The sequence below is a fragment of the Limisphaera sp. 4302-co genome, assembly GCF_049537155.1.
GTDB lineage: Bacteria > Verrucomicrobiota > Verrucomicrobiia > Limisphaerales > Limisphaeraceae > Limisphaera.
Genome location: NZ_JBMVQZ010000001.1, coordinates 32,529 through 56,741, shown reverse-complemented (window position 1 = coordinate 56,741; position 24,213 = coordinate 32,529). Strand labels below are relative to the sequence as shown.

Below are 24,213 nucleotides of genomic sequence, written 5' to 3'. Positions count from 1 at the left end.
CCGGTCCTCACACCGCCCCGCCGGTCCTTGGTCCGGCGGAACCTCAGAGGTTCAAACTCTCATGCATCTTGCGCCGGTAAAACACCTCTTCCTCCGGCTCGAACGGGCGCGCGCAAATCACCCGGATCAACTTCCCGTTCGTCCGGTACACACTGAAAATCCCACGACCCGCCGCCGACATCCCCAGATTGAAATACCGCGCCTGCGCGGCAAACCGATTCGAATCCGGCATCAACCGAACGGCAAAAGGATCCTCGAACGATTCTTCGATCTCCTGCTGGGTCAAAGAACGGTTCAACTCGAAGGGCGGATTGGACCAATCGAACTCCATTCCGGTTCAATCGTCATGCCATCGCCCATGCATTGTCACTACTTTGTATTTACCTCCGACAGTGCGAAGTGTCAACCGCCTTCCTTCCGCGCGGCGCCGTCGAGGCCGGTCAGGCCGTCAACTGCCGGTCCCCACCGACAGGGAACGGACCCCGCCACGCACGACCTCCCGGAACCATGACCAGGCCCGCCGCCACACGGTGTCCCGAACACCGTCCAATCGGTAGAACCGGCAGAGGTCGGCTTCATGACCTCGGCACCTGGGCGGCCACCAGCCCACCGACCGAGCCTCGTCGCCCTGCAGACGCAGAAGCTCCGGAAACACCAGCCCACGGCCCACTTCGTACCTCCCCTCCGGCAGCGGCACCTCCCGGCAAGGTCCCAGGCCCCACGGCCGGTAGCGGAACAACCAACCGCCACTGTCCGTTCGCACCAGCCGTCCCGCCGTCCGGACCGGCACCCCGCCCACGCGTTGGGCAAGGAAAAGGATCGGCCCCGGTTCCTTCACCGTGAAACGTGTGCGCGCGCCGCTCAGCAGGTCCCACGACAGCACCGTGCCCAGGATGGTCAGTCGGAAGGCCCAACCAGCCACCCACCAGCAGACCAGCACGATGACCAACGACCACAGCGCCCCCAGCCAGGGATGGACCCAGGCGGCGGCCACCACCGTGCCCAGCAGCCCCGCCCGCGCGATCTTCAACATCAGGTCCACCACGCCGAACGGACTCAGGACAATCAGGACCTGGATCGCATGAAACACCAGAAAGACCCCGGCGAACATCACCCACAGCACGACCAGCAGAGCCGCATTTCCCGCCCACGACAGCGGCTCGATCCACGCCAGGGGCCCCATTCCCGCGGACAGGCTGCTGTCCGGCGCTCCCGCCGGCGTGAGCAACAACAGCGGAACAATCGCGCCCCCGACCAACAGGCCACTCAACTGGTTCTCCAGCAGCTCGGCCACGTCCAGGGGTTTTTTCAAAATCGCCGGTGTGCCGGTGCCCCAGAGGTCTTTCAAGGCCGCCAGTCCGACCAACAACAACGCCGGAACCCAGAACCACGGCCGGGCGTACCAGGGAAGCCGGTCTCGCAACTCCGGCGCAGTACGCCAATACCGGTAGGCCCCGTACGCGCCCGCCCCCAACAGCGGCGAAATCGCCAGCCCGGTCGTCTCGGAAACCGCCCTGGCCAGGGCCACACCCGGCAGTGGCGCCGACTCCGCAGGCCGCTCTGGCGCGGCTCCGGACGCCGCCGCCCCCGCAAGCAGCAAGGCACAAAGGATGGCCCGCACCGCCCTCATCCTGCCCGAACCCTGCCACACCCGGTGGCCCGCTGCCAGCCGGTATCGGTGATTCACCATCATGCCCACCGCGTGCCGGCTCCGGGGCAAGGACCCCGCCCATCATTCGGCCGAGCCCGCAGCCCGGTTCACCAGGCCCAGCTCCGCGGCCACCTGTTGGAGCGCGGCCGTCACTTCGGCAATGTGCTCGTCCAGGGGCAGCCCCAGACAGGCCGCGCCCTGTTCGATGTCCTCCCGGCTCACCCCCGCGGCAAACGACTTCTGCTTGAGCTTCTTGCGAACGCTGGAAGGCTGCAGTCCCTCCAGGCGCTCCGGCCGGACATGGGCCACGGCCATGAGAAACCCGCACAATTCGTCCACGGCGAACAACGCCCGTCGGATCGGCCGGTCCAACGGGTATTCCTCCCGGTTCCAGCTGGCGTGAGACAAGATCGCGCCCACGATCTCCTCGTCCACGCCCCGCTCCCTTAGGAACCGCGCCGCCTCGCGCGTGTGCGCGGGTGGTTCAGGAAAACGCTCATAGTCCAGGTCATGCAGCAGCCCGGCCAGGCCCCAGACTTCCGCATCACCCCCGAACCGTGCCGCATAACGACGCATCGCGGCCTCCACCGCCAGTGCGTGTTTCCGCAACGACTCCGATTGCACCCACTCGCACAACCACGCCCATGCCTGTTCCCGCGTCATGACGCCTCCTTTCGAGTCAGGCCGAGGTTTTCGAGGATCCGGCGCGTGGACCGCACCCGGTTGAGCGTGTAAAAGTGCAGTCCGGGCACGCCCCCTCGCAGCAACTCCTCGCACTGCCGGGTGGCGTACTCGATGCCGTAGGCCACCGACGCCTCCTCGTCATGGGCCAGTTCCTCCAACCGGCGGTGCAACGCCTCCGGCACACGCGCCCCGCAAAGCCGCGTCAACCGTTCCACTTGTTGCAGGCCCAGAATGGGCAGGATCCCCGGGATCAACGGAACGCGCACGCCCGCCTTCACCAGATAGTCCCGGAACTCCCAGAAATCCGCGTTGTCGAAAAACAACTGCGTGATCACGAAGTCGGCGCCGGCCTCGATCTTGGCCTTCAAATGGTCCCAGTCGGCGTGTTTGCCGGCCTTGCACTCCGGATGCCCCTCGGGAAACCCGGCCACGCCCACGCAAAAATCATCCATCTCCCGCAACAGTCGCACCAACTGCCAGGCATGCGTGAAACCGTCCGGAGGCGGGCTGAAGCCCGACTCGCCCCGGGGAGGGTCGCCCCGCAACGCCAGGATGTTCCGAATCCCGCGCCGCCGCGCCAGCTCGATGATCTCCCGCAATTGCGCCACCGAGGAACCCACACAGGTCAGGTGCGCCATGCTCGGCAGCCCGTGCCGGGACTGGATCGCCTCCACGATGGCCAGCGTCTTGTCACGCGTGCTCCCGCCGGCCCCGTATGTGACCGAGCAAAAATCCGGGGCCAGCTCCGCCAACCGGGGCAACACCTCCCGGAAGAACTGGTTCTCGCCCGCCTCGTTCCTGGGCGGGAAGAACTCGAACGAGATCGCCGGACGCCCCTGCGCCGCGCACCGCTTCAAGACATCCCGAATCAGCACCGGGCCCTGCATGAGCTTTGCCACACTGAAAGGACCGGGCGGCCCTCCAACCCGCCCGGTCCCCGAATCGAGAACCCACACACGTCCGCACCGTCCCCGGGCCAGCGCACCGGCAACGGTGGCCACCAATCCAGCGGTGGACCGTGCCTCAGTTGCTGGCGCGACCCGAGATGCCCTTGACGTTCCTGCCCAGCTTGCGCGCCGGCTCCTTGGGCCGCAACGCACGCACGGCCGCGCCCGCACGCCACATCTCCGAATCGCGCATCGCGTTCAACTCCGCCTGCAACTGCTTCTGATAATCCGGCTTCCCGCAGGCCTGAAGCACCCGCCGGGCCTCCTTGCCGGTCCGCACCCGTTCATACAATTCCTTGAACACGGGCAGCACCGCCTTTTTGAACCGCGGTTTCCAGTCCAGCGCACCCCGCTGCGCCGTGGCCGAGCAGTTGGCGTACATCCAGTCCATGCCCTTCTCGTCCACCAGCCGGATCAGCGACTGGGTCAGCTCCTCCACCGTCTCGTTGAACGCCTCGCTCGGCGTGTGACCGTGCGCACGCAGCACCTCGTACTGCGCCTCCATGATCCCCGCCAACGCACCCATCAACACACCGCGTTCCCCGGTCAGATCACTGAACACCTCGTGCTCGAACGTGGTCGGGAACAGATAACCCGAGCCGATGCCGATCCCGATCGCCAGACAGCGTTCGCGCGCCCGACCCGTGTAATCCTGGGCCACGGCAAAACTCGAGTTGATGCCCGCACCGGTCAGAAAGTTGCGGCGCACGGAGGTGCCCGATCCCTTCGGCGCCACCATGATCACGTCCACAAACGGCGGCGGCACCACGCCGGTCAGTTTCTGATAGGCAATGGCAAAGCCGTGGGAGAAATAGAGCGCATCGCCCTCCTTCAGTCGCGGTTTCACCACCGGCCAGATCTCCTTCTGCACCGCATCGGCCACCAGAAGCATCACAATCGTCCCCCGCTCCACCGCCTCCGGAATGTCGAACAGGGTCTTGCCGGGTTTCCAACCGTCCTCGACCGCCCGTTGCCACCCCTTGCCGTCCGGCCGGCTCCCCACAATCACCCGAAAGCCGTTGTCCTTCAAATTCAGGGCCTGCGCCGGCCCCTGCACACCATAGCCGATCACCGCAATCGTCTCGTCCTTGAGCACCCTGCGGGCCTTGGACATCGGAAACTCCTTGCGCGTGATCACCTCTTCGATCGTGCCGCCAAAATCAATCTTTGCCATGACTCCTTCTCCTTCCTTGCCAGAACGTTTGTCCTGTTTCTTCCACCGACGGATCCCGCCGACGGGCACCCGCCCCCGGGGGGCGGTCCCTCAGTTCCGCGGCATCGCCACCCGGCCCGTCCGGGTCAGATCCAGAATCCCGAACGGTTCCATCAGCTCGACGAATTTCTCCACCTTGCTTTCGTCGCCCGTGACCTCGATCGTGAGGCTCTTGGGTTGTACATCCACGATCTTGGCCCGGAAGATGTCCGTGATCTGCATCACCTCGGCGCGCGTGGACGAGTCCACCTTCACCTTCACCAGGACCAGTTCGCGGTCCACATACTCCCCCTCGCGAAAGTCCCGCACCTCGATCACGTCGGGCAACTTCTGCAGTTGCTTGACGATCTGTTCCAACGTGGCGTCGTCACCCCGGGTCACGATGGTCATCCGCGAGGCGGTCGCGTCATGCGTCGGCGCCACGTTCAGGCTGTCAATGTTGTAACCCCGGCCGCTGAACAGGCCGGCCACGCGCGTCAACACGCCAAACCGATTCTCCACCAACACAGATATCGTGTGCCTCATATGAGCGGTCGGTTCCCCAACCGGCCGCCCAGCTTACGCAGCCCGATTCCCACGGTCAAATGATGTTTCCTCCCACGTCACGCGTCCGCGCGCCCTCCACCACGGATCCCCACCGCACGCTGCAAAAACCTTCCCCGCCGCCCCTTCGCCGCCGGGCCCTTTCCCCCGCGGCCCGCCTGCAGCATCTTGTTCCCCATGATGCGCGCCATGCTCCTGCAGACACCGCGCCAGCCGCTGCAACCGGTCCGGATGCCCCGGCCCGAACCGGGCCCCGGCCAGGTCCTGGTCCGCGTCCGGGCCTGCGCCGTCTGCCGAACCGATCTGCACGTCGTGGACGGTGAACTGCCCGAACCCAGGTTGCCTCTCATCCCCGGACACGAAATCGTCGGGGAGATCGTCGCCACCGGCCCGGACGTCGACGAACTCCGGCCCGGCCAACGGGTGGGCATCCCCTGGTTGGCCGGCACCTGCGGCTGCTGCCCTTACTGCTCCACCGGCCACGAAAACCTCTGTGACCGGGCCCGTTTCACCGGCTATACCGTGGACGGCGGCTACGCGGAGTACACCGTGGCCGACGCACGGTTTTGCCTGCCCATGCCGGAGGGACTCGACCCCGTCCGGTCCGCCCCCTTTCTTTGCGCCGGGCTCATCGGATACCGCTGCCTGCGCAAGGCCGGCGAGGCCGCAACCCTCGGGATCTACGGCTTCGGCGCCGCCGCCCACCTCATCACCCAGGTCGCCCGGCACCAGGGACGCCGCGTCTTCGCCTTCACCCGGCCCGGCGACCGCGCCGGCCAGGACTTCGCCCTTCGCTGCGGCGCCGTCTGGGCCGGGGATTCCGACCAGCTCCCGCCCGAACCTCTCGACGCCGCACTGATCTTCGCCCCCGTCGGGTCCCTGGTCCCCCGGGCACTCCGCGCCGTGCGCAAAGGCGGCACCGTCGTATGCGGCGGCATCCACATGTCCGACATCCCCGCCTTCCCGTACCGCGACCTCTGGGGCGAACGAACCCTCTGTTCCGTGGCCAATCTCACACGCCGCGACGGCATCGAGTTCCTCCGGCTCGCCGCCACCGTGCCCATCGAAGTCACCGTCACAACCTACCCGCTCGAGGAAGCCAATCGCGCACTGGACGACCTCCGCGCCGGACGCCTCCACGGCGCCGCCGTGCTCGTACCATGAACGCCGCACGGTCCATGAACCCATCACCCGGGCCTGTCCGCGGCAGCCTGACCGACCCGCACCGAACCTCCGGGTCCACGGCCCTCCTCCACGTCCACCTCAAACCCGCCGCGGAAGAGGCCGTCCGCACCGGACATCCCTGGGTCTTCGACCAGGGCATCCGCAAACAGAACCGGCCGGGCACAGCCGGTGAACTGGCCGCACTCTACGACCGACGCAACCGTTTCCTGGGATTGGGACTCTACGACCCTCACTCGCCCCTGCGCGTTCGACTGCTGCATCAGGGCACTCCCGTGCGCGTGGACGACGCCTGGTGGCGCGAGCGCCTTCAGAAGGCCGCCACACGACGTGCCGCCCTGTTCGACTCACAAACCACCGGTTACCGGCTCGTCCACGGCGAAAGCGACGGTTGGCCCGGGCTCGTGCTCGACCGCTACGGCCCCGTCCTCGTACTCAAACTCTACACCACAGCGTGGCTCCCCTGGCTCGAGTCCCTGCAATCCTGGATCACCGGCCTGTTCCATCCACGGAACCTCGTGCTGCGCCTCAGCCGGAACATCCAATCACTGGCAGCTCAACGCGGGGCTCCCGCCGACGGAACCGTCCTCCACGGACCGCCCCTGGACCAACCGGTCCCCTTCCTGGAATCCGGTCTGACCTTCGAGGCCGACGTGCTCCGGGGCCAGAAAACCGGCTTTTTCCTCGATCAACGCGAAAACCGCCGCAAGGTCGAGTCCCTCGCCGCGGGACGGGCCGTCCTCAACCTGTTCAGCTATTCCGGCGGCTTTTCCATCTACGCGGCCCGCGGCGGCGCAGTGTCTGTGACCGACCTCGACCTCAACCCCCACGCCCTCGAAGCAGCCCGTCACCACTTCGCCCTCAACCGCCCGCAGTTCCCCAACCCCCGGACCACCCACCACACCATCCGCGCCGACGCCTTCGAGTGGTTGAACCGCGCACCCGCAGCCAGCCACGACCTCGTCGTGGTGGATCCACCCGCCCTGGCCCGGCAGGCAGCCGAACGCACGGCCGCCCTCCGCGCCTACCGCCATCTCGTCCGGCAGGCGGCACGTCTGGTCCGCGCAGGCGGCATCCTCGTGGCCTGTTCCTGCACCGCACACCTCCGGCCCGCGGAATTTTTCGAGCTCGTCCGTGAAACGCTGCGCCACACGCGCACGCGCTGGCGGGAGCTCTGCCTCACCACCCAGCCCCCCGACCACCCCGCCGCATTCCCGGAGGCCGAGTACCTCAAGGCCATCTACCTGCAGGCGGCAAACCAACCGGCGAAACCCTGAACGCGACCTGCCCGGAACGCCCGCCGCTCACGGCAGCACCAGCCGGTAATACCGTTGCCCGGCCGATCGCGGCTCGCTGAACTCCAGCGACTCGCCCGGCGCCACCACGTCCGCCACGGGCCGCCACCGGGGCGCCGTCAGATCATCCGCAGCCTCCAACACGTAGCGCACACCGGGTTGCGTCGGCCACACGAACTCCAACCGGCCCCCGTCCGGCGTCAGCCGCGCTTCCAATCGTGGAACGGCCATCGCCGCGTTCGGCCGACCCGGCGTCGGCTCCGACAAGATCGCGCGGTCCAGCCCCTGGCCGTCCGGCATCGAACCGCGGGTCTGGTCCGGCCCCAAAACCGGGATGCGCACGTAGTCCGCCACGGCCGGACCGCCCGGTTGCTCGCGCACCAGCGCCAGGAACCCCGGCTGGGCAATCCGGAAATTCGCATGCGGCGAGTCCAACGTGCCCTCCTGCGCTTCGCCGTCCATCCACACCAGCGGCAGCCCGAACGCCGGCACCGTGTAGCCCGAGGGGAACGCCCACCGCGTCAGATCGGTCAGCGAGTCCGTCAGGTACCAGCCGTCCATCGCCACCGGCCATGGCGCCGCCTGATAAAGTTCCACCCACGGCTCGTGCTCGCCCGCCGCATCCACCGGACCGGTCACATTCACCACGCCGACCTCGTTCAGGTATAGCGGCGGGAACGTCGGCAACGCGGTGGCCACCGAGTTGGTCCGGCCGGGCGTGGTGGGCTCGGCCACCGGCACCAGCTCGAGTTCCATCCCCCAGACGATGTCGCTGCTGTTGGGACTGACCTGGTGCACCTCCGCCGCGACCACGTTGACGCCGCGCCGCAGATACCGGCTGTCCAACTCGAACGTCTCGACGGTGGCATTGCCCACGGTTCGCTCGGCCAGCGTATCGTAGAAGATGGGAACCCCGCCCGGCAGTCCCACACGCAGCACCTCCTGCCCGTTCAGATAGACCACCGCCGCATCGTCCACCGCCAGGCGCGCCACCAGACGTGTGCCCAGCACCGGCCCGGGATGGTTGAACGACGTCCGGAAGTAATAGGTGAGCCGGCCCAACGTCAGCGGCGTGCTCTTGGGCGCCGGCAGATCGCTGTCCTCCACGTACAACAGACCCGGCCCGGCCGGCCAGGCACGGTCGTCGTACCCGGGCGCACGCCACGCCTCGCCCAGGTCCACTCCGGACTGATCATAGCGCCACAACTGCGTCCAGGTGAACAGGATCCACGGCTGCGCCGGCGCGGGCGGCACGGCCTCCCAGTTGCCCACACGCCAGGAATCCTGCGCCGCATCCACCAACTGCAGCGAGGCCCCGCCACCATTGGCCGCCTGCGGCCACGGCAACGCCGCCTCGTACGTCACCTCGTTCAGGATCTCCCAGCTTCCGTCGCCCCGCCGCCGCACCAGTTGCAACCGGTCGCCAGCCGCACCCAGTGAGCCCGTCCACGCGCCCGACACCGGCAACCCGGTGCCGTAGGACGACTCGAACGCCGCCCGATTCCGCACCACCAACACCGTCTGGCCCGGGGCGAGCCGGCTGCCGGCCGGAAACCGATACACCAGATTGCTGCCCAACAACCACACGTCGTCCAGCGCCTCGGTCCGCAACGCCGACCGGTTCAAGACCTCCACAAATTCCGTCCCCGGTTGCGCGGGACGATAGTGGATCTCGTTCAGCACCAGGTTGGGACGCGATTCGATCCGGAGCGACCACGCCTGCGTGGCGCTGAGCGCGCCGGGCCCGTCGTCGAACACGCGCAACACCGCCAGCACCTGGGTCAAACCCGAGTCGTAGGGCACCGCCCCTGCAATCCAGCCGGAAACCGGATCCAATGCCACACCCGGCGGCGGCGCGCCGAGCCAGTCGAACCGCAGGTTCTGGGGCGGATCATCCGCGTCCTGGGCCAGCGCACGCACCGCAAAGGGCTCGCCCTCGCGCACCCGCAGCGCCGGCAGCGGCAGCAGCCGCGGCGGTTGGTTCACCTCGTTCACCCACACACCGAACGTCCGCGTGGAGCTCATGTAAGGCGGGGTCTCCTCCGTCACGCGCACCACGAAGACGTGATTGGCCGGTCCGTCCGCCTCGCCGGTCGGCCACACGATCCGCCCGCTGCCCGGATCCATCGTCGCGCCGGGCGGCGCCACATCCAAACTGAACCGCAACGGCGCCGCTGGATCGTCCGGATCCCACGCCGTCACCACGTACTCGAACACCGTCCCCTCATCCACCTGCTGCGGGGGTATGAACGGGATCTCCGGCGGATTCGGCACCTCCCGCACATGCACCTGGAAGGTCGTCTCCGCCCGCAGTGGCGGCAGGCCGTCGTCGCTCACCGCCACCGTCACCGCAAAGGTCTGATCCCCCAGCCCCGCGGGCACCGACCACACCAACGACCCGCCCGGAGAGACGGTCATGCCCTCCGGCCCGCTCACCAGGGCGAATGTCAGCCGGTTGGCCGGCCGATCCGGGTCCGTGGCCTCCAGATCCAACACCAACAGACCACCCTCGTCCACCGTTACATCCGCCACCGGCGCCAGTTGCGGCGGCTGATTCACCTCCCGCACCGTGACGTTCACCCACAACACCGCGCTCCGCGAGGGATTCCCATCGTCCCGCGCCACAATGGCAAACCGGTATTGGCCGGGCCCGTCGTTCTCGTCCGGCGTCCAGCGAAACTCCCCGCCCACCGGATCCAACGTGGCCGCAGGCGGCATCCCCTCACCGGGTTCGTACCGGACCGTCTGACCCGCATCCGGCTCGGTCGCGTGCACCACGAACCGAAGTTCAGTCCCCTCGTCCACCACCTGGTCCGGGATCGGATCGAAGTACGGCGGCCGGTTCCCGCCCGCCAGTTCGTTCGGACCGCCCGGGGTCGGCCGCGTCAATTCCACCAACGGCAGCTCCGCACCGTCCGGGTACCGACCCTGACTCACGTCCTCGCTCTGCGGGCCGAATACGAAGCTGTCCACCACCGAACCGTCCGGCGCAAACAGGCCCAGTTCCTCGCCGCCCAGGCTCAGTTTGAAGTTCACATGCAGGCCCGGTCCCAGCCCGTTCTGGCCCGTTTCCTCATCCGCCCACACCAACAGGAACCCGCCCGCCGGGATCCGCACCCCGGCCGGAATCCGGTACTTCGTCGGATCCGACAAATTGTCCGTCAGATAATACCCGGACAAATCCACCTCGTTGGTCCCCGCGTTGTACAACTCGAACCAGTCATCGTAATCACCGTCGGCCGGATCGGCGATCGTTCGGCTGTTGCCGGCCATGAACTCGTTGATCCGCACCTGCACGGCCGGCATCTCCGGATTGTTCGGCCCACCGGGCGTCAGATGCACGAACGGCTGGCGCCGCCGCGGCTCGCCATCCGGGTAACTTCCGTAACTCCGATCCGCCGAAAGCTGCTCGTACTCCACATGGTCCACAACGGCGGGTGTCTGAGCCGAACCCTGACGCCGCGTCAGCGCCACCCGACCCGTGCCCGGCGCCAGACGGAAGGGCGCATGAGGTTCGCCCGGCCGACTCTCGCCCGGCTCCCCATCGCACCAGATCACCAGGAACGAACGCGGAGCGATGGTCGTCCCAGCCGGCAGCGCCCATTTCAACAGGTTCCCGTAATCGTCGGTCAGGTACAGCCCGCCCAGATCCACAGGTTCCTCGCCCGCGTTGTACAGCTCGATCCAGGGATCCCGGTCGCCCGCGCCATCGGCCGGCCCGGTCAGGTTCACCGGCATCACCTCGTTAATCCAGACGTCCGGGAACGGCGCCAGCGATTCCACACCCGCGTTGGGCCGACCCGGCGTGGCGCGGTCGGCGTGATTCGTGGGCGGTGCCCACCAGTTGCCCACACGCCAGCTCCCTTGCGCGGCGTCAATCAACTGCAGCGAGGAACCGCCCCCGGCCGCGTTCGTCGGCCACGGCGGCACGTTCCGATACCGGACGTCCGTGATCAGCTCCTCCACGCCCGGCTCCGCACCCGGCCGCCACAACGCAATCCGCTCGCCATCGTCGTCCAAACCGCCCGGATACACGTCAAAGATGGGTACACCCCCACCATAAACGGCCTCGAACCGGGCCCGATCCCCCACCAACACCCAGTACGCCCCCGGCGGCATCACCGACCCGGCCGGGAACGTGTAACCCACCCCCTGCAGCCGATAACCGCTCAGGTCGAAGCTCGCCGTGTCCGACCGATTGTACAGTTCCAGAAACGCCGAACCTTCCTCCCCGGGCCGCGGCCGGTAATGAATCTCGTTGATCACCACGTAATCCTCCGGCCGCGGCACCTCGCCCGGATAATAGATCGTGATGCTCGTCTCCGCCCCCGGCACCGGCCGCCCCAGCCGGTCCAATCCCACCACACGCAGTTCATTGGTCACACCGGTCAGGGGCACCACCATCCGGAACGTCCGCACACCCGTCCAGGTCACCGGCTGCGGCACGCCGTTGACCATCAGCGTCGCCACCGCGATCGGCGCCACGCCGTCCAGCGTCACCGTGGGCACCGTGGAGGTGAAATTGTTCCCGCCATTGGACGTGATGGCCAACACCGGACTGTCCACCACGTTGAGCTGGCTCTGGATGAAGGTCCGGCGCGTGTTGATCCAGGAGGTGATCACCGACGGATGCGCCAGCCCGGTAACCCCGTTCTTCAACAGGATCGAACGCCGCGCATCGATCTGCGGCTGGAACCGTTCGGGCCGGAACGGACCGTTGATGGTGTCCTGGTAGGCGCGCCAGTTCATCCGCTGGAAGGTCGCGTTCGCGTAGGCGCGGTTCATCGTGTTGTCGTGCCCGCCCCGCAACGGCGCCGTCGTCCCGTCCCCCAAACCGAACGTGAAATCGATGTCCCACGGAATCAGCACCCATCTGCCCCCCACCGGCCGGTAGAGATACATGTTCTGGCCGATCCGGTAGGTCCAGGCGTCCCAGTTGCCCATCGCAAAGTCGTAGCACAACACCCGCATCCACTGTTCCATGTCGGCCAGATTCAGGATCCCGGCGGTGTAGTTGGTGCTGGTGTCGTTCAGGGCGGTCACCAGATCGAAGAACTGCCGGTAATTGTTGGCGTCGCCGTCGCGGGTGCGCCGCTGCCAGTTCCACCGATACCGCGCCAGCTTGTACTGGTTGTTCAGCGTCACGAACCGTTCGATCGTCGCACTGGTCGCGTTGAAGTCCCGGTTGTTGTCCTGAAACTCGAACCACACGGCGATCTTGTACAAATCGCCCGTGCCGTCGGCCGGGAACCACCGCTCCGCGTACTCGTGATCCGGCTCCTCCAAATCCTCCATGATGTCCGGCCGGAACAAACTCCCGTTGAAATACAGCCGCATGTAATGCGCGTGCAGGTATGGAATGCCCAACTGCTGCGCATACCACGCGGCCAACTGACTCCGAATGCCCGTCGCTTCCGACCCGCCGTTGCCCGTCGAGGCAAACACCCGGCGTTGCACCCCGAGCAACGGTTCGTCGGCCGGGGTGTTGGCCGCAATGTCACCCTGCCCAGCGTGATACGGACTGCCCTTGTCACGGAAACCGGTGTTGTAAATGATCCGATGGTTCCCGTACACCAGCGTCGAATCCCGCCAGGTGTTGTCCAGACCGGCCGTCCGCGCCGAGGCTGTCGCCGCCGTGAACCAGAGATGATAATGCGCAAACGTCCCGAACGGCACCGGATCCCCCCACCGAATCAGACACTCCTCCTCCGGCGCGCGCGCCGGAAAGGTGCTCGTCGCCCCGTTGCGGTCGGTCGCCGTGATCCGAAACGCCACCAGCGTGCCCGCACTGCGACCCGTCAACTGCGCCGTGTACACACCGTCGCCCGCCACCTCGTCCCCCCGCGTCCCGTCGTCCACCATCGTCAACGTACTCAACGACGAGGACGGATCCACCCGGTACCGCAGCCGCACCAACGACACGCCGTCGGGATCGTCCACCCGGCAGGTCACCCGCACCGGTTCGTTCGCGTCCGGCAAGGGCGGATCGTGCCGGACGTCGTAAATGGCCGGGCCCGCGTTCGACACCCGCCGGCTGTTGGGCAGACCGGGTGTCCCCAGATTCGGCGGCACGTTCAAATCCCCCGCCAGTTCCAGCCCGTTGCCCCGCACCCGCAACAGGATCTGTCGCGACCCGGCCAGCCAGCGCGCCTTGACCCGGATCACATGGGTGGCGTTGGCAGTGAGGGCCGAACTCAGAGAAGTGCGAATCGCATTGGGCCCCGTGTCCAGATCCCCGCTGGCGCGGACATACAGGCAGTTGGCCCCGCTCACCGCCCCTGTCGAGACGACCAGCGATGTGCTGTGGTTGCCACTGAACAACCAGCCCGTGCTGCCATTCTCGAACCCCCCGTTGGCCACCAGATTGTTCTGCCCGTTGGCCAGCACTTCCACGTCGTCCACCAGGCATTCGCCCGCCTCCAACAACCCGAGATACAACCGGTTTGCCGCCACGTTGGCATTGGCGTTGTCCCACCGGCCCGTCACCGACAGCGTCGTCCAGGACGCCTTGCCCCTCTCGTCACTGTCCGCCCAGTTCGACGGCGACATCGGATCCGCCCGCGGATCCACCAGCTCCAGACTCGATCCGCCCCCGTCGGCGTACTGCCCCCAACGACCTCCGTCCCAGTACCGTACCTCCCCCACCGTGATCCAAATCCGGTTCGTGCTCACCTCCCCCAGGGCATTGGTCGTCATCACCCAATCCGGCTTCTGCAGCACCAGCCGTTCACCCCCGTTGCTCAGCCGGCCTGTGTAATCCCCCACGCTGTTCCCAGCGTTCAACTGCGGGTACCGCGACCGCAACCGTTCCACATTCCGCCCCACCACCAAATACCCGCCCGCCGGAATCACCGTCCCCGCCGGGATCGTGAACTCCACCCCCTCCCGCAACCGCCAGCCGCCCACGTCCACGGCTTGCCCGGAGGCATTGTGCAGCTCGATGTACTCGTCGTCGTCCTCTTCCGTGATCGGATGGTACATGATCTCGTTGATCACCACCGGTTCCACCCGCCGGGGCGCATTGGCACTGCCCGGTGTCGGCCACGCCAGCCGGCGTATCCACGGACTGCCATCCGGCGTCCGACCACTGGCCACACCGTTCTCCTGCCCGCCAAAGCGCACCGCGTCCAACACCCGCAGCCCGTTCGACGAAATCAAATACACCGTCTCACCACCCGCATTCAGCGCGAACCCCAACTGGTTCTGGTCCCATGTCAAAAACCCGCGCGCCTCGATGAACGTCCCGTCCGGGATCCGAAACCGGTTCGTCGTCGGATCATCTGTCAAAATGCACCCGGACAAGTCCACCCGCTGGTTCGAATGATTGTACAACTCGATGAAGTCCAGCTGCGGATCGTCCGTGTGCGCCAGGATCTCGTTGATCACCACCGCCTTTTCCGGCGCCGGCACCACCGGATCCATCTCGCCGGGCGAACCACCCCGCAATTCGCTGGCCGCCCACGCCCGCTCGTCCATCTCCCCGTAACTCGGCCGCGCCAACACCAGTGAATGCCCCGCGCCATCGGCCGCCGCCGGCCAGGGCGGCTCGTCCGAATACTCCACCGCCAGCCGGATCGCCCCCGCATTGTTCAACAGCACCACACGCCCCCGGTCGTTCGGCAGCCGACCCGTGTACGGGCCGAGGACATTCGTGATTCCGTACACGGTTCGAATCGCCTCCGGATCCGCCGCCACCACCACGGTCTCGCCCGCCTGCAACGTGAACCCGTCCGGAAACGTGTACGCAATGTCCCCGGCCAGCCGCCAACCCGTCAGCTCCTCGAACACCGACCGCGCATTGTGCAGCTCCACAAACTCCAGATTCCGCCCGTCCGGACGGTTCGTCGGATGATACATGATCTCACTGATGATCAGACCCGTCGTGCGGCTCGACGGTCCCACCGGTTCCCGATCCCGCCTCACCGTCCCGGTCAACAGGCTGCGCGTCGGACCGAAATCACGAAACCGCGCCAGCGCAACCGCATTGGTCGTGTCACTGCAAACCGCCAGGCCCACGTACAACCGGTTCGACAGCCCACTCAACGCCACCGTGCCCAGCTGGGTCCAAACCTGGCCGTCCCACGAGGCATAACCCGTCAGCACCGTCCCCTCCCGGCGCAACCGCAACCACGTGTACGGATAATTCACCGGAAAACCGCCCCGCGGGGCCGTCACCGTCGCCGTGCCCCCCTGGGCCGACCGCGCCTGAAAGAAACATCCCAACTGCACCGACGAGGCAAAAACCGCACCAAACCGCGCACGGGCATCCAACGTCTCGCGCGCCATCAACCCCGCCCGCACATACGGATCCGGCACGCTCAAACCGGCCACGCGCACCTCCAGGTCGAAATCCCCCTGCCGCTCGTCCCACCCAAAGTGAAACTGGTCCGACGTCCCGCCGATGGTCGCACCGCTGCCCCGCACATCCACCCCGCCCGGCACACTCACCGTCTCACCGGCCAACGCCGGATTCCCCACGTCCTGCGGCACGAACTCATAGGCCGTGAACACCACCTGCGACCCCGCCGGCAGCGGGTTCGGCGTCGCCGCCTGATCCGTCAAATTGCTCACCGTCAGCGTGTACGTCTGCCCGTAGGTCAGCTCCGAGGTCGTCAACACCACCTCCGCTGCCGTCGCACCGAACTCGGCCGTCAACACCGACCGCCCACGGTCCAGCCGGTAATGCGCCGCGTTCGTCGCCCCCGGCGCCGCCATCGGTTCGCTGAACCACACCCGCACCCGCGTCCGACCCTCATTCCGCGCCCCCAGCAACGCCGGCGGTACCGTGTCCGGCGTCACCGTCAACACGGCCACCGTACTGGTCACACTTCCCTCGCTGTTGCTGGCTATCACCCGGAACTGCGCCCCGTGATCGCCCAACCGCACCGGCCCGTACTCCAACACCGGTCCCCGGGCCTCCGGCAGATCCACGAAATTCCGCTGCCACCGGTACGTCACCATCTCCGGATTCGCCAGCTCCACCACGAAAACCGCCGTCCCACCCTCCGTCACCGTCGTGTTCGTCGGTTGCCTGACGATCTCCGGCGCACGCAGCGCAATCCCGTACGGAAGCAGGTACTGCGCGGGAATCGGCCCCTGATCCACACCGTCCGGCCGCAACCACCGCACCGCCAGGTTGTCGCCGCCCCCGCCCTCCTTCTGCAGCGCCGCGATGTAATAAGCCCGACCCGCCTCCAACCGCACCGGCGCCGATTGCTGGTTCGGCTCCTTGCCCCACTCCCTCGATCCCGTCCAGACCGACACCCACGCGATCAAACGCCGGTTCGCAGGCGATTCATTCGTGCTCAGCCACAACTCCCCCTGATCGTCACTGGCAATCCAAAACGTGTAATCCCCGGTCACCGGCGGGATCAGATAGCCGTGCATCCGCTGCCCATAGTTGTCCAGCACGTCCACCGGCGCCTCGAAATAATCCGTCACCAGATTCGTGGATGTGGGCTGATTCGGAAATGCCGGCGAATTCGTCAGGTCCGCCACGGCCGTACCGCCAATCCCCTCCCATACCTCGCGCAAGATGCCCTGCACCGCACCCGCCGTCCCCAAACCGTGTCCCCCGCACAAAACGACCAACCACCACCCGAGCTCGATCCACCGTGCCCGACGGAACCAGGGCTTCTTGATCATGTGCATTCGTTTCCCTTCACGCGAAGGAGCGTCGCAGCCCCCTTGATCGCCCACGTCAACGGCCGGTCCACCCACGGCGCCCGACCGATCCCTCGCCACAGACCGGCCATGCCGTGCGGTTCCCTTCGTTCCGGCCGCAGCGCACCCAATCTAACCCAACCCGCCCAAGCCGAGCAAGAACCCGTCCCCACGCCCCCACCGCGGAGATGTCAACACACGCCCATCAGGCCCGCGCCGTCCCCGGCCGGCACCGCGTGCCTCACCGTTCGCCCTCCCCTTCGACCGGTTTGCCTCCCCGCTTCAAAAACGGTACGTTCCCCCCGAGATGCTCGACGACAGGGACTACATGCGCACCACGCCGGCTTACCGATCCGGCTGGCCCGCCGCGGTGTGGCTCGTCATCGCCAACGCCGTCGCCTTCCTGCTGCAGAACATCCTGTACCGCGCATTCCCGCGATTCCCCACCGACGCCCTCTTCGCCCTCAGCCTCGAAGGGCTGGCCCAGGGCTACCTCTGGCAGCTCCTCACCTTCCAGTTCATGCATGGCGGGCTGCTCCATCTGCTGCTCAACGCCTTCGTCATCTACGTCTTCGGCCGTGCCCTGGAGGAAGAACTCGGGCCCCGCCGCTTTCTCACACTCTACTTCCTGGGCGGTTTCCTCGGCGGACTGCTGCAGGTGTTGGCCGCGCTGATCTCCCCGCGCTGGTTCGGCGGCGCCGTCCTCGGTGCCTCCGCCGGGGCCTTCTGCCTGATGGCCGCCTTCGCCACCATCCATCCCGAGCGCCCCCTCACCCTCCTGCTCTTTTTCGTCCTGCCCCTCACCCTCCGCGCCAAATACCTCCTGCTCATCAGCGCACTCCTGGCCGGATTCGGACTCCTCTTCCCCGGCGACGGCATCGCGCACGCCGCGCATCTGGGTGGCATGTTCGCCGGCATCGCCTACATCCGGTGGGGGCTTTATGATTCCTTACCGCGTCTTCGCCTTCGATGGCATCGCAGGTCGGTCCCACGACCCACCTACCGCGTGGCCGGCCCGCTCCGGACTGCGGGACGCAGCGGCGAACCCGACCTCCCGGACGACTTAACCTCCGACGAGTTCCTGAGTCGGGAGGTGGATCCCATCCTGGACAAAATCTCCGCCCACGGCATCCACAGCCTCACCCCGCGCGAGCGGAAGATCCTCGAAGCCGCCCGCCGCCGCATGGAACGCCGCTGAACCACGGAGGACACAGACAACACCTTCTCACAAACCACGGAGACCACCCAGAGCAAATAAGAACAACGAATCCAACTCCGTGCCTCTGTGGTTCACGACCCACGAAACAGTGCGAAGAGATGAAAACCCCTGAGACACAGAGGTCACCGAGGAAAAGGAAAACGATTCTGTGTCTCCTCTGTGTTCTCCGTGTCTCCGTGGGGTAAAAAAGGAAAATCTCCGTGGTCTCCGAGTTCGATTCGCTGTAGCGTGCCTGTGTTTAGGGAGCCATCTGCGCCCTTCGCGGAGGCGGAACACGTCCCTGCCTGTCTCCGCGGTGCATGGGTCCCCTCGGGCGCTCTCGGTGGTTCCCCACACACCGGCCCGCCGGCCGTGACCCCCTCCCCAAGGGGGTTTACAACCGGCGCAGAATGTGTATGATCACGATCGTCAGGGTGCCGATGTGGCGGAATTGGCAGACGCGCTAGACTCAAAATCTGGTGCCCGAAAGGGCGTGGGGGTTCGACTCCCTCCATCGGCACCAATTTCCTTTTCTGACAGCCCCTCTCCCGGGGCCGTCGCACACGAAGGCCGTCGGCGCCCGCCTCGCCCCAACGGCTTCACGCCTTGGAAACGGCCCTTGACAACGAAGGCAACTGCATTACAAAGGCGGTTGTCAACTGGCATGGCAAACGGATTTGCATCAATGGCAGGCGCGTTGGCTCTGCTGCTGTTCACCACCACAGGCCGGGCAGGGGTTCCCATCGCCGACAGCCTGCACCAACCCTTCGCTGCCTCGATCGGCCTCAGCGAAAGCACTTGGGCCGGACAAGCCTTCTCCAGCGGTTCCTATACCGCCCTGGAAGCCGTCCACCTGAACCTTTACGGCGGCAACAACGGAACGTTCAGCGTCCAACTCTGGGACGCCAACGGCTCGGGTGGCACGCCCGGTTCCATTGTGGAGACCCTGGCCAGCGGATGGGCCAATCCCACGACGCCCGACACCGACAACGTCGTCAGCATCACCGGGCTGAACGTCTCCATAACTCCGTTCACCACGTACTACGTGGTGGTCCGACCCGATGCCCGCAGCACCCTCCGCTGGGGCTATACCGACTCCGAATCCGGCACGGGTTTCCCCAGCGAATTCACCTTCACCGTCAACAGCGGCGGGGCATGGAGCAGCCCGGACCTGAACGATCCCCAACGCATGCGAGTCGAGGCTGTGCCCGAGCCCTCCACATGGGCCATCGGGGTTTTGGCCGGCTTGACTTTGGCTTTTGCCCGGCGAAAATTGACGGTGACGAATTGCCGTACCGGGACCCAAACCTGACGATTTTCCTCCCAGTTCCACCACCCCCACCCTCGGGGATGGCCGCAATGGCCATCCCTTTTTTGTGCTCCCGACCCGCCGCCTCCCGCGCGATCCATCCCCCGTGCCCGCCAAGCCGAAGGAGTTTTAAAAACCACGGAGACACGGAATTCAAGACAGAGCCTTCGAAAGGATCTCAACCATGAACCACAGAGGCACGGAGAACACAGAGATCCTCACAGAGGAAAAAACGTCTCAAGAAACCAACCCCGTCGGGCCGGGCAAGTAACCGGTCGGCACAACAGACCCGCAATGCTGACCATGCCAGCAACACCCACATGCGCCCCGCATGAAATGCCCTGCAAGAGGATGCAGCGCATGGTCCACTTGTAACATCCAGACAACGTCTCTGTGTTTTGTCTCTGTCTCCTCCTTGCCTTGTATCCTTCTTGGTGAAGTCCCGGGCTGCAAGGTGGGCGGTGTGGACTTTGCCCGGGTCCCGGGTGGGGACAGGGCGTTGGGGTGCCGGCTGCTGCCGGCATCCCAACCGGCAGCGGCCAGTTCCACCTGTGCCTCAGCTCCGGGACCAGCCGGCCCCGGAAGCCTGTACAGAGCAGGAACCACCGCTGCCCCGTTGCTTGGCTCGAACCGTTGACAGAGCGGCCCGCCGCAGGCAGGCCGGCCCGCATCTACAAGAACGAGTCGCAATGAACGCCACCCACATTACCTGCGTCGGCCTCGACATTGCAAAGGATTCCCTGCTGCTGCACCTGCAAGGTCGTCTCCACCCGCTGCCCCACAGCCCCGCAGGTCTGCGCCGGCTGGCCCGCCTCCTCCAGGCCACAGGCCAGCCCCTGCAGGTCGTCTGCGAGGGCACCGGAGGCTACGAACAACCCGTCCTGCGCACCCTCCACACCGCAGCCATCCCCGTCTCCGTCGTCCAGCCCGCACGCGTCCGCCAGTTCGCCAGGGCCGAAGGCCTGCTGGCCAAAACCGACACCATTGACGCCCAGCTGCTCAGCCGCTGAAAAAATCAGAAGAAAGCCCTCTGTGTATGCCTCCGTGTCCTCTGTGCCTCTGTGGTCTATTCATATCACTTATCGTCCGTGCCTCGGTGGTTTCCTCACCACCGGCCCTCTGTGACCTCCCGCCACCTCCGTGATCTCTGCCCGCACCTTGGCCCTCCCCTGGATCTCGCCCCCTCCGCGCGTCCTGCTTCCGGCTCTGTGCCCTCTCGGGAAAAAGCAGAAAAAAAGCTCTCTGCGCATTCCTCCGTGTCCTCTGTGCCTCTGTGGTTTATTGATATCACTTATGCTCTGTGCCTCGGTGGTTCCGCCCCCACCAGCCCTCCGCGTCCTCCCTCCCCTCTGTGACCTCCCGCCACCTCCGTGTCCTCCCCACGGGGCGTTCACGATTTTTGTTCATTTCCGCTTGAACTTTTTCCGGCCTTTCCTAGCGTGGACCGCGTGTGGGTGACACGTCGAACGGGGGCTGAACCGCGGTCGCATACCGCTGTCCGACGCGATCGCAACGGCCTGAGCCCGCTGGAGCGGGAGGTGGTGGACTTTTTCGTCCGGCTCTCCCGTCTGCTGGGTCAGCCCGCCTCCTTCGGCCAGATCTACGGGCTGCTGTTCATCGCGCCACGCCCGATGCCGATGGACGAACTGGTGCAACGACTCGGCATCAGCAAGGGCTCGGCCAGTCAGGGACTCCGGTTCCTCCACGCCATCGGCGCCGTGCGCAAGATCGAGTCGCCCGACGACCGCCGCGTCCATTACGAGGCCGTGGCCGAACTGCGCCGCATGGCCGGCCGGTTCCTCCGCGAACGGGTCGAACCCCGGCTTCGCGACGGTGAGGAGCGACTCGACCGCATCAGCGCCCTGGCGGAATCCCTGCCGGAGGAGCAGCGCAATCACGCACGCAACCGGATCCGGCTCCTCCGCAGTTGGAGCCGGAACGGCCGGCGGCTGCTGCCGCTGATCCAGCGGGTCCTGGCCGGTTGAACCGGCACGCAGGCGGCACCCGCACGAAACGATGGTGGTGCCCGGCCATCCCCAACACGGGGGCCGGGACCGATCAAGCGACGGGTCCGAAAGCCCGTTGCACCCGGTCCATGCCGGGTACAGGCAACACCGACGGCCAGACGGTCTTTGCCGGAAAAAGCGGCAAAACGACCAAGGGCGGCAGCCTGTCCCTGCACCACCGAGACACGGAGAAGACGTCACAAGAAACCACAGAGACAGAAAAACCATTGTAGAACCACAGAGACACAGAGTTCACAGAGAAAGAACAACAGAAAAGCTTTTCGTGCCCTCTGTGCTTCTGCGGGTCATATAAACAAGAACATCTCTGGGTTTTTCTCTGTGTCCTCCGTGTCTCCGTGGTTGAAAGAAAGAAAACATCTCCGGGGTCTCTCCGTGGCCTCGGTGCCTCTGTGGTGAAGAGAATCGGAGAACCTTCCTGTCTCCGAGGTGAACATCGAAGAGATCAATCAGTTGACCGAACAGGTCATCGGCGCGGCCATCGAGGTTCACCGCGTCCTCGGCCCCGGCCTCCTGGAGTCCGCCTACGAAACCTGTCTGGCCCACGAACTGGACCTGCGCCAGATCCCTTACGTCCGACAATACGTGCTGCCTGTCCGGTACAAGGACGTCCGGCTCGACTGCGGCTACCGACCCGACCTGGTGATCCGCGACGCCCTCGTCGTGGAGATCAAGGCCGTGACCGGGATGGAACCGATCCACGAAGCCCAATTGCTCACCTACATGAAACTGGGCGGCTGGAAACTCGGCCTGCTCATCAACTTCAACGTGCCCGTGCTGAAGGACGGCATCCGCCGCCGTATCCTCTGAACCACGGAGCCACGGAGACGACATTCTGAAAACCACAAAGACGCGGAGAAGAAGTGAAAAGAACCACAGAGACACAGAGTCCACGGAGAAGGGAAAAAGAGCAGAAAAGCCCCTTGTGCCCTCCGTGCGTGCGTGGCTCGCATAAAAAGAACATCTCTGTGTTCTTCTCTGTGTCCTCCGTGTCTCCGTGGTTGAAAAAAAGAAAACATCTCCGTGGTCTCTTCGTGTCCTCGGTGCCTCCGTGGTTGCCCATCACGAGGACGGAAAAAGGAAGCCAAAAACCACAGAGACACAGAGTTCACAGAGAAAGAACAACAGAAAAGCTCTCTGTACCCTCCGTGCCTGTGCGGGTCGTAGAAAGAACAACATCTCTGTGGTTTTCTCTGTGCTCTCCGTGTCTTTGTGGTTGAAAGAAAGAAAACATCTCCGGGGTCTCTTCGTGTCCTCGGTGCCTCCGTGGTGAACAGAATCGGAGAATCTTCGTGTCTCAGTGGTGAACCATGCGAGCGGAGACGGATCGGGCGAAACTCGAGGCCTTTGTCATCGCCCTGGGCCGGGCCGTGCGTGGTCCGGGCCGGATCTACCTCGCCGGCGGTGCCACCGCCGTATGGTACGGCTGGCGTCAAACCACGGTCGACGTGGATCTCAAGGCCGACCCCGAACCGGCCGGTTTCTACGAGGCACTGGCCGAACTGAAGGACCGACTGGGCCTGAACGTCGAGCTGGCGGCTCCCGACCAGTTCCTGCCTCCCCTCCCCGGCTGGCAGGACCGTTCGCTTTGGATCGCCCAGCACGGACCCATCCAGTTCTACCACTACGATCCCTATGCCCAGGCCCTCGCCAAGCTGCATCGCCGTCATCAGCGGGATCTGCAGGACATCGAGGCCATGCGCAGGCACGGGTGGATCCAGCCCCAACGTTTGCACGAGCTTTTCCGGCAGATCGAACCGCAACTGATCCGTTACCCGGCCGTGGACATCCCCACGCTGCGCCGGATCGTCGAGGAGTACTGTCGTGGTGCGACTTGAGGACCTCGAGGATCTCCCGGCATTCGATCACATTCGCCGCGGTCTGGAGGACCTGCGGGCGCGCCGACCCTCTGCCTCGGCCTGGCTCTGTCAGATCGCACGGCCCCGGCTGCAACAGGCCGGTCTCTGGCCCGCCGATCTCCAGCCCCTGCCGGGTGAATCCGAACTGGAGCTGTACCGACTCCTCTGCCGCACGGAGGCCGATCCCTACGGCCGGTACAATGCCCTGCTGCGCGAGTTGATCAGCTTCGAACAGATCCTCGACCACCACCTCCGTCGCCTGCACCACCGGGACACCGGGAACACGATACAAGAAACCACAGAGACAGAAAAACCACTGTAAAACCACAGAGACACAGAGGTCACAGAGAAAGAAGGAACAACAGAAAACCTTTCTGTACCCTCCGTGCCATTGCGGGTCATAGAAGAAAGAACATCTCTGTGGTTTTCTCCGTGTTCTCCGTGTCTCTGTGGTTCAAAATGAAAACATCTCCGTGGTCTCTCCGTGTCCTCGGTGCCTCCGAGGTTGCCCATCACGAAGACGGAAAAAGGAAGCTAAAAACCACAGAGACACAGAGGTCACAGAGAAAAAACAACAACAGAAAAGCTCTTGGTACTCTCCGTGCCATTGCGGGTCATAGAAGAAAGAACATCTCTGTGGTTTTC

At 65.5% G+C, this 24,213-nt stretch carries 16 protein-coding genes and 1 tRNA gene; 10 read left to right on the top strand and 7 right to left on the bottom strand.

What is annotated here, in order from left to right; all coding sequences use genetic code 11:
* Positions 1 to 43: 43 nt before the first annotated feature.
* The 6 genes from ACPDIX_RS00180 to ilvN all read right to left on the bottom strand — a co-directional run bounded on the left by ACPDIX_RS00180 (position 44) and on the right by ilvN (position 5,020).
* Positions 44 to 331, bottom strand: coding sequence for a hypothetical protein (locus tag ACPDIX_RS00180; RefSeq protein WP_423429741.1), 288 nt, complete (start codon positions 329 to 331; stop codon positions 44 to 46).
* 117 nt (positions 332 to 448) lie between these two features.
* Positions 449 to 1,693: a hypothetical protein gene (locus ACPDIX_RS00175; protein ID WP_423429740.1), complete on the bottom strand. Its 1,245-nt coding sequence runs from the start codon at positions 1,691 to 1,693 to the stop codon at positions 449 to 451.
* A 39-nt stretch (positions 1,694 to 1,732) separates the two neighbouring features.
* Positions 1,733 to 2,314 carry an HDIG domain-containing metalloprotein gene (locus tag ACPDIX_RS00170; RefSeq protein WP_423429739.1) on the bottom strand — a complete coding sequence of 194 codons (582 nt, stop codon included), beginning with the start codon at positions 2,312 to 2,314 and terminating at the stop codon, positions 1,733 to 1,735.
* Entirely contained in the window at positions 2,311 to 3,222 is a 912-nt protein-coding gene (metF, locus tag ACPDIX_RS00165) for a methylenetetrahydrofolate reductase [NAD(P)H] (RefSeq protein ID WP_423429738.1), read from the bottom strand. The genes ACPDIX_RS00170 and metF overlap by 4 nt, the downstream gene beginning before the upstream one ends.
* A 136-nt stretch (positions 3,223 to 3,358) precedes the next feature.
* On the bottom strand, positions 3,359 to 4,456 hold the full coding sequence (gene ilvC, locus ACPDIX_RS00160; protein ID WP_423429737.1) for a ketol-acid reductoisomerase: 1,098 nt from the start codon (positions 4,454 to 4,456) through the stop codon (positions 3,359 to 3,361).
* A gap of 90 nt (positions 4,457 to 4,546) precedes the next feature.
* Entirely contained in the window at positions 4,547 to 5,020 is a 474-nt protein-coding gene (gene ilvN, locus ACPDIX_RS00155; protein WP_423429736.1) for an acetolactate synthase small subunit, read from the bottom strand.
* A gap of 198 nt (positions 5,021 to 5,218) precedes the next feature.
* Here ilvN and ACPDIX_RS00150 point away from each other — a divergent pair, with 198 nt between their 5' ends.
* Together ACPDIX_RS00150 and ACPDIX_RS00145 are read left to right on the top strand one after the other, a co-directional pair.
* On the top strand, positions 5,219 to 6,202 hold the full coding sequence (locus tag ACPDIX_RS00150) for a zinc-dependent alcohol dehydrogenase family protein (RefSeq protein ID WP_423430166.1): 984 nt from the start codon (positions 5,219 to 5,221) through the stop codon (positions 6,200 to 6,202).
* A gap of 14 nt (positions 6,203 to 6,216) precedes the next feature.
* Positions 6,217 to 7,497 (top strand): class I SAM-dependent methyltransferase, encoded by a 1,281-nt coding sequence (locus tag ACPDIX_RS00145; RefSeq protein WP_423429735.1) that lies wholly within the window; start codon positions 6,217 to 6,219, stop codon positions 7,495 to 7,497.
* Between the two features lie 27 nt (positions 7,498 to 7,524).
* Here the strand turns inward: ACPDIX_RS00145 and ACPDIX_RS00140 are convergent, their stop codons facing one another.
* Positions 7,525 to 17,160 (bottom strand): lamin tail domain-containing protein, encoded by a 9,636-nt coding sequence (locus ACPDIX_RS00140; protein WP_423429734.1) that lies wholly within the window; start codon positions 17,158 to 17,160, stop codon positions 7,525 to 7,527.
* 325 nt (positions 17,161 to 17,485) lie between these two features.
* On the opposite strand from ACPDIX_RS00140, the gene ACPDIX_RS00135 reads away from it, so the two are divergent.
* From ACPDIX_RS00135 to ACPDIX_RS00100, 8 genes are all read left to right on the top strand, one after another.
* A complete protein-coding gene (locus ACPDIX_RS00135; RefSeq protein WP_423429733.1) occupies positions 17,486 to 18,376 on the top strand; it encodes a rhomboid family intramembrane serine protease in 891 nt (296 codons plus the stop codon).
* A gap of 436 nt (positions 18,377 to 18,812) precedes the next feature.
* Positions 18,813 to 18,899, top strand: a tRNA-Leu gene (locus ACPDIX_RS00130).
* Between the two features lie 162 nt (positions 18,900 to 19,061).
* Positions 19,062 to 19,688, top strand: a complete 627-nt coding sequence (locus ACPDIX_RS00125) for a hypothetical protein (RefSeq protein ID WP_423429732.1) — start codon at positions 19,062 to 19,064, stop codon at positions 19,686 to 19,688.
* 686 nt (positions 19,689 to 20,374) lie between these two features.
* Positions 20,375 to 20,695, top strand: coding sequence for an IS110 family transposase (locus ACPDIX_RS00120; RefSeq protein ID WP_423429731.1), 321 nt, complete (start codon positions 20,375 to 20,377; stop codon positions 20,693 to 20,695).
* Between the two features lie 444 nt (positions 20,696 to 21,139).
* Positions 21,140 to 21,670, top strand: a complete 531-nt coding sequence (locus ACPDIX_RS00115) for a GbsR/MarR family transcriptional regulator (protein WP_423429730.1) — start codon at positions 21,140 to 21,142, stop codon at positions 21,668 to 21,670.
* A 474-nt stretch (positions 21,671 to 22,144) separates the two neighbouring features.
* Positions 22,145 to 22,519 (top strand): GxxExxY protein, encoded by a 375-nt coding sequence (locus ACPDIX_RS00110; RefSeq protein ID WP_423430165.1) that lies wholly within the window; start codon positions 22,145 to 22,147, stop codon positions 22,517 to 22,519.
* Between the two features lie 500 nt (positions 22,520 to 23,019).
* Positions 23,020 to 23,547 carry a DUF6036 family nucleotidyltransferase gene (locus tag ACPDIX_RS00105; RefSeq protein ID WP_423429729.1) on the top strand — a complete coding sequence of 176 codons (528 nt, stop codon included), beginning with the start codon at positions 23,020 to 23,022 and terminating at the stop codon, positions 23,545 to 23,547.
* Positions 23,534 to 23,890: a hypothetical protein gene (locus tag ACPDIX_RS00100; protein WP_423429728.1), complete on the top strand. Its 357-nt coding sequence runs from the start codon at positions 23,534 to 23,536 to the stop codon at positions 23,888 to 23,890. Before ACPDIX_RS00105 ends, ACPDIX_RS00100 begins: the two co-directional genes overlap by 14 nt.
* Positions 23,891 to 24,213: the final 323 nt, after the last annotated feature.